Source organism: Marivirga sp. (assembly GCF_051117495.1).
Taxonomy (GTDB): Bacteria; Bacteroidota; Bacteroidia; order Cytophagales; family Cyclobacteriaceae; genus Marivirga.
Genome location: NZ_JBNPEF010000038.1, coordinates 24,171 through 29,315 on the forward strand (window position 1 = coordinate 24,171; position 5,145 = coordinate 29,315).

The following is a 5,145-nucleotide window of genomic DNA, read 5'->3' on the forward strand; positions in this document are numbered from 1 at the left end:
GGCTGGAATCTGCAAGCACAAAGGGAAAGTATTAAATGGGAATATGGAAATGGTCAACTTCGTCATCAAGATTACGACCCTTTAGATCCATTTACTTTAACGGATGCTCATGGCAAATTAGCATCATCAAAAAGCGAAAATCTGTCACCCATTTTAATTCGCCAAGCCTCTTTATATCCCGAAGGCAGAATGATTTGTATTCTGATGAAGGGAATAGATTCTAATCAAAAAACATTGAGTATTCCGACTGAAGCATTTCAAGGAACAGATACCGAAATTCCTGCTTTGATTGGTCAGCGAATGGCTAATTCGAATAATCTTAAAGTTGGAGATCAGGTTTTACTACGGTGGCGAGATAAGAACGGTACTTTTGATGCTTCAGAAATCACGATTACTCAAATATTTGATACGGATGTTGCCAGCGTTGATTTAGGTCAAATCTGGGTTCCGATTGAAAAGCTTTGGGAAATGACAGAATTGAATGGGCACGCTACTTATTTTATTGCGAATGAAAACTATCAACATGAAAATATAGAAAGCTGGAAATTCATTTCAAAAGAAGAGCTTTTGAACCAGCTTATGGAAATAATTGAAATGAAAAGCGCCAGTAGTTCCATTTTGTATTTGCTATTATTGGGCATTGCGCTTTTGGCCATTTTTGATACTCAAGTGTTGTCCATTTTCAGGCGGCAAAAGGAAATTGGGACTTACATAGCTTTGGGCATGACTCGTTGGCAAGTAGTAAAATTATTCACGATCGAAGGTAGTATGTACAGCTTAATGGCTAGTGTTGTAGGAATCATAATTGGCACACCAATTTTCTGGTATTTTGCCACTAATGGAATCGGTATGCCCGAATATGTAACGCCAGAAGATATGGGGATAACAATTGCACAGCGTATTTACCCTGCTTTTAGTATTGGTCTTTTGGTGGGTACCCTAGCTTTGGTAGTAATTTCAGCTACCATCGTGAGCTTTTTACCTTCCAGAAAGATTGCAAAAATGGATCCTGTTGATGCTTTAAAAGGAAAAGTCCAATGATACAGTTTATTTTAAAAGGAATATTACGAGATAAAAACCGCAGCCTTCTGCCTGTTATCATTGTGGCTTTAGGCGTTACTTTAACAGTATTTTTAAGCGGTTATTTAGCAGGCGTTTTTCAGGATATCATACATCAAAATGCAAGATTTGAAACCGGTCATGTGAAAATCATGAGTCGATCTTATGCAGATAATAAAGAACAATTACCAATTGACTTGGCTTTGTTGGATGTGGATCAACTTCAAGAAAGTTTAGAAAAATCTTACCCTAAGGTGGAATGGGTAAAGCGCATTAAATTTGGAGGGCTTTTGGATCTAGCCGATGAACAAGGCAATACAAAAGGTCAGGGACCTGCCAGCGTTATGGCAGTTTCGCTTTTTTCAAAGGAAAGTCAAGAAGCAGAAAGATTGAATATTAAACAAGCTTTAGTTAGCGGAGAAATTCCCAGTAAAAATGGAGAAGTCTTAATAGCTCATGATTTTTCTGAAAAATTAGATATTGAGATAGGCGATGAAATAACCTATGTGGGCTCCACTATGTATGGAAGCATGGCATTTCAGAATTTCATTGTTTCGGGCACCGTGCATTTTGGAACGGCAGGTTTTGATAGAGGAGCCGTGGTCATGGATATTTCCGATGCGCAGACTTTATTGGATATGGATAATGGCGCTACTGAAATTCTAGGATATTTTGAAAGTGGGCAATATGAAAGCGAAAAAGCTTTTGAAATTACCAATGAATTTAATCAAAAGCATGCTGCTTCAGAGGATGAATTTGCTCCTGAAATGTTCAGCTTAGAACAGCAAAATAATCTAGGTGATATGTTGGCGTACAGTAATTATATGTCACAAATCATAGTAATTGTATTAATCTTTGCCATGTCAGTTGTGTTATGGAATACTGGATTGTTGGGCGGATTGAGACGCTATAAAGAATACGGGATCAGGCTCGCTTTAGGAGAATCAAAAGGCAGTATTTACAGAAAATCAATTATTGAAGCGATTTTAATCGGAGGTATGGGATCAATTATCGGAACAATACTGGGATTATTAGCTACCTATTATATGCAAGAAATAGGGGTTGATATCAGTGATCTAATGCCGCAATCAAGCATGATGATTCCTTCTACTTTAAGAGCGAAAATGATTCCAAGTCAGTTTTATATTGGATTTATACCTGGTGTATTTGCTATGGTTTTGGGTAATATGCTCTCAGGGTTGGGTATTTACAAAAGACAAACTGCACATTTATTTAAAGAATTAGAAGTATGAGAAATTACATGAAAATATGGCTATTGGTATTACTAATCCCATCAAACTTAATGGGTCAAAGCCAATTCACAGCTGAGGAAATTCTTCAGAAAGTAGATGAAAACATGAGTTCCAATTCCACTATAACGGAATCCAAAATGGTGATTCATGGCAGGAGGAACACCAGAGAAGTGGTATCTAAAGGCTATGCCGAGGGAAATGAAAAAGCTTTCACAGAATACCTAGCCCCAGATCGTGAAAAAGGCACCAAAATGCTAAAGTTGGAAGATAAGCTATGGATTTATAATCCTTCTACTGACAGAACAATTCAGCTCTCAGGACACATGCTGAGGCAATCGGTTATGGGCTCTGACCTTTCTTATGAAGATTTAATGGAAGACAGAAAGCTTACCGATATTTATGATGCCCAAATTACAGGAGAAGAAGTTATTGATAGCAGGAAATGCTGGGTTCTCGAGCTTAACGCTACTGTGGAAGATGCCAGTTATCAAAAGCGCAAAACCTGGGTTGATCAGGAAAGATTTGTTCCTTTAAAAGAAGAGCTTTATGCTAAAAGTGGACAACTTTTGAAGCAAATCACTATGAAAAATGTAGAGAAAATTGATGGCAGGTGGTATCCTAAAAATGTGAATTATAAGGATGTATTAAAGGAAGGTGAAGGAACTGATTTTATAGTGCTAGATATTCAATTCAAACCTGAAATTCCAGAATATATTTTTAATAAGGCTTCTTTGAAGAGGTGATAAAAAAGAGCCTTTTTTTTGAAAATTAGGCTCTTTTCCATTTAACAACCAATCTTGTCAACTCTTCTTTCATGTCTGCCACCCTCAAATTCTGTAGTTAAAAAGGTTTTGATAATAGATTGCGTTTTATCATAGTCGATAAAACGTGCAGGGATACATAAGATATTGGCATTATTGTGCTGACGAGTTAGAGCCGCTAATTCATCTTCCCATGCAATTCCTGCTCGGATTCCTTGATGCTTATTAGCCGTCATAGCAACTCCATTGGCGCTTCCGCAAATTAAAATTCCTAATTCGTACTCACCTTTTTCAACAGCTTCTGATAAAGGATGCACATGATCAGGATAATCAACAGAGGCATCCGTATCTGGACCAAAATCTTTTACTTCATGCCCTTCTTTCGTAAGGAATTCAACCAATTGTTTTTTGTATTCAAATCCGGCATGATCGCCACCTATTGCTAATTTCATCTTTTGTGTTTTTATTATTAAATGTTTTAAAAAAGACCTGTCAGGTTAATTTATTTAGCTAATTCAGATTCCGGTCGGTGGCACACCGAACTGGGGTACCTACCATGGTTGGTGGCACACCAACCATAATAATTTTCAAAAAACCTGTCAGGTTTTAGAAACCAGACAGGTCTCATCTCTAATCACTCTTTAATTTTTCTCCCAAATCCTATCCACCTTGCTTTCCTCAAAATGCTCAGTCAAGATTTTTTGTTCCACTTCGTCCAATGTTTTATCTCTTCTTTGCATTACTTTATCCGCTACATCAAAGGCTTTTTTCAATTGAAAAGTAGAGAATCCAGCTGCTCCTCCCCAAGCAAAAGAAGGAATAAAATTTCTTGGAAAACCACTTCCAAAAATATTAGCACTAACGCCTACAACCGTTCCGGTATTAAACATCGTATTGATTCCACATTTGGAATGGTCGCCCATCATCAAACCGCAGAATTGTAAACCAGTATCTTTAAATCCGCCTTTGGCATAATCCCAAAGCTTTACATTAGCATAATTATTTTTCAAATTGGAAGTGTTGGTGTCCGCACCTAGATTACACCATTCGCCTACCACTGAGTTTCCGATAAAGCCATCATGTCCTTTGCTGGAATAGCCGAAGAAAACCGAATTGCTCACTTCTCCCCCTACTTTACAAAAAGGCCCAATAGTAGAATCGCCCTTAATCTTAGCCCCCATATTTACATGAGAATGGTCTAGCATGGCAAAAGGACCTTTTATAATGGCTCCTTCATGAATTTGAGCATTTTTTCCTATGTAGATTGGACCATTTTCCGCATTTAAAATAGCTGCTTTAATGGAAGCACCTTCTTCTATAAAAATATTTTTCTCTACATAAATGGAAGTATGTGGATCATTCACATGCTGAGTATTTCTTCCTGAAGTAATCAATTCAAAATCGCTTCGGATCTCTGAGGCATTTTTTTGAAAGATGTGCCAGCTTTGCGTAATCATGGTAATTTCACCATCATATTCAGCTGCTTCTTCCAATTTTTGCTTGGGATCAAAAAAACCAATTTCTTCTTCTGTGACAGCCGCTGAAATCAAAATACCATCTTTTTTCAATGTCGCTCCAAGCTGAATAGCCCTTACTAATTCAGGATTAGGACAAACAGAGCTATTGATGAGAATATTTTGAGCTTCAGTTTTTGTTGGATATTTCTCGCTTAAAGCGGGTGTTGATATATGAGATAATGAAGCATCTAAATGCTTTTCCCATTTCTCTCTTATTGTTAAAATCCCTACTCGAATTTCTGCAATTGGTCGAGTAAAAGTGAATGGTTTAAGTTGATTTCTAAAATCGGCTTGTTCTATGAGCAAATAGTTCATAATGCAAAATTACAAGCTTCATTGAAATATCAGTCAATTAAAATGGGAAATTCAATTCTAATATTTTTAAAATCAAAAAAAGCCCTAGAAGTTTCCACTTAAAGGGCTTAAGAAACAAATGATCCCTTTTTCTTACTCATTCACAAATTGTTGTAATAAGGCTCTAACCTCTTCATTATTTTCAACTGCAAATTTAGCATAGGAAAACCCACTGCCCACTTTAACGGTGAGCGCACTATC

5 protein-coding genes are annotated in these 5,145 nt (G+C 37.1%); 3 read left to right on the top strand and 2 right to left on the bottom strand.

Annotation, left to right across the window (positions count from 1 at the left end; translation table 11 throughout):
• The 3 genes from ACFE0M_RS18100 to ACFE0M_RS18110 form a co-directional block, all read left to right on the top strand.
• A partial coding sequence (locus tag ACFE0M_RS18100; protein WP_434547201.1) for an ABC transporter permease occupies positions 1-1,041 on the top strand: 1,041 nt, incomplete at its 5' end.
• Complete coding sequence (locus ACFE0M_RS18105) at positions 1,038-2,312, top strand: ABC transporter permease (protein WP_434547202.1); 1,275 nt, start codon at positions 1,038-1,040, stop codon at positions 2,310-2,312. The genes ACFE0M_RS18100 and ACFE0M_RS18105, both read left to right, overlap by 4 nt.
• Positions 2,309-3,055 carry an outer membrane lipoprotein-sorting protein gene (locus ACFE0M_RS18110; protein ID WP_434547203.1) on the top strand — a complete coding sequence of 249 codons (747 nt, stop codon included), beginning with the start codon at positions 2,309-2,311 and terminating at the stop codon, positions 3,053-3,055. The genes ACFE0M_RS18105 and ACFE0M_RS18110 overlap by 4 nt, the downstream gene beginning before the upstream one ends.
• Positions 3,056-3,096: 41 nt before the next feature.
• Here the strand turns inward: ACFE0M_RS18110 and rpiB are convergent, their stop codons facing one another.
• The gene (rpiB, locus tag ACFE0M_RS18115; RefSeq protein ID WP_434547204.1) at positions 3,097-3,525 is read right to left on the bottom strand and encodes a ribose 5-phosphate isomerase B; all 429 of its coding nucleotides are present in this window, start codon (positions 3,523-3,525) and stop codon (positions 3,097-3,099) included.
• A 189-nt stretch (positions 3,526-3,714) separates the two neighbouring features.
• Positions 3,715-4,905: a GlmU family protein gene (locus tag ACFE0M_RS18120; RefSeq protein ID WP_434547205.1), complete on the bottom strand. Its 1,191-nt coding sequence runs from the start codon at positions 4,903-4,905 to the stop codon at positions 3,715-3,717.
• Positions 4,906-5,145: the final 240 nt, after the last annotated feature.

What these genes read in the sequence shown, in the direction of transcription:
- ACFE0M_RS18105 (WP_434547202.1), top strand. Translation starts at nt 1,038, where the DNA reads ATGATACAGTTTATTTTAAAAGGAATATTACGAGATAAAAACCGCAGC.
- ACFE0M_RS18120 (WP_434547205.1), bottom strand. Translation starts at nt 4,905, where the DNA reads ATGAACTATTTGCTCATAGAACAAGCCGATTTTAGAAATCAACTTAAA.
- ACFE0M_RS18110 (WP_434547203.1), top strand. Translation starts at nt 2,309, where the DNA reads ATGAGAAATTACATGAAAATATGGCTATTGGTATTACTAATCCCATCA.
- rpiB (WP_434547204.1), bottom strand. Translation starts at nt 3,525, where the DNA reads ATGAAATTAGCAATAGGTGGCGATCATGCCGGATTTGAATACAAAAAA.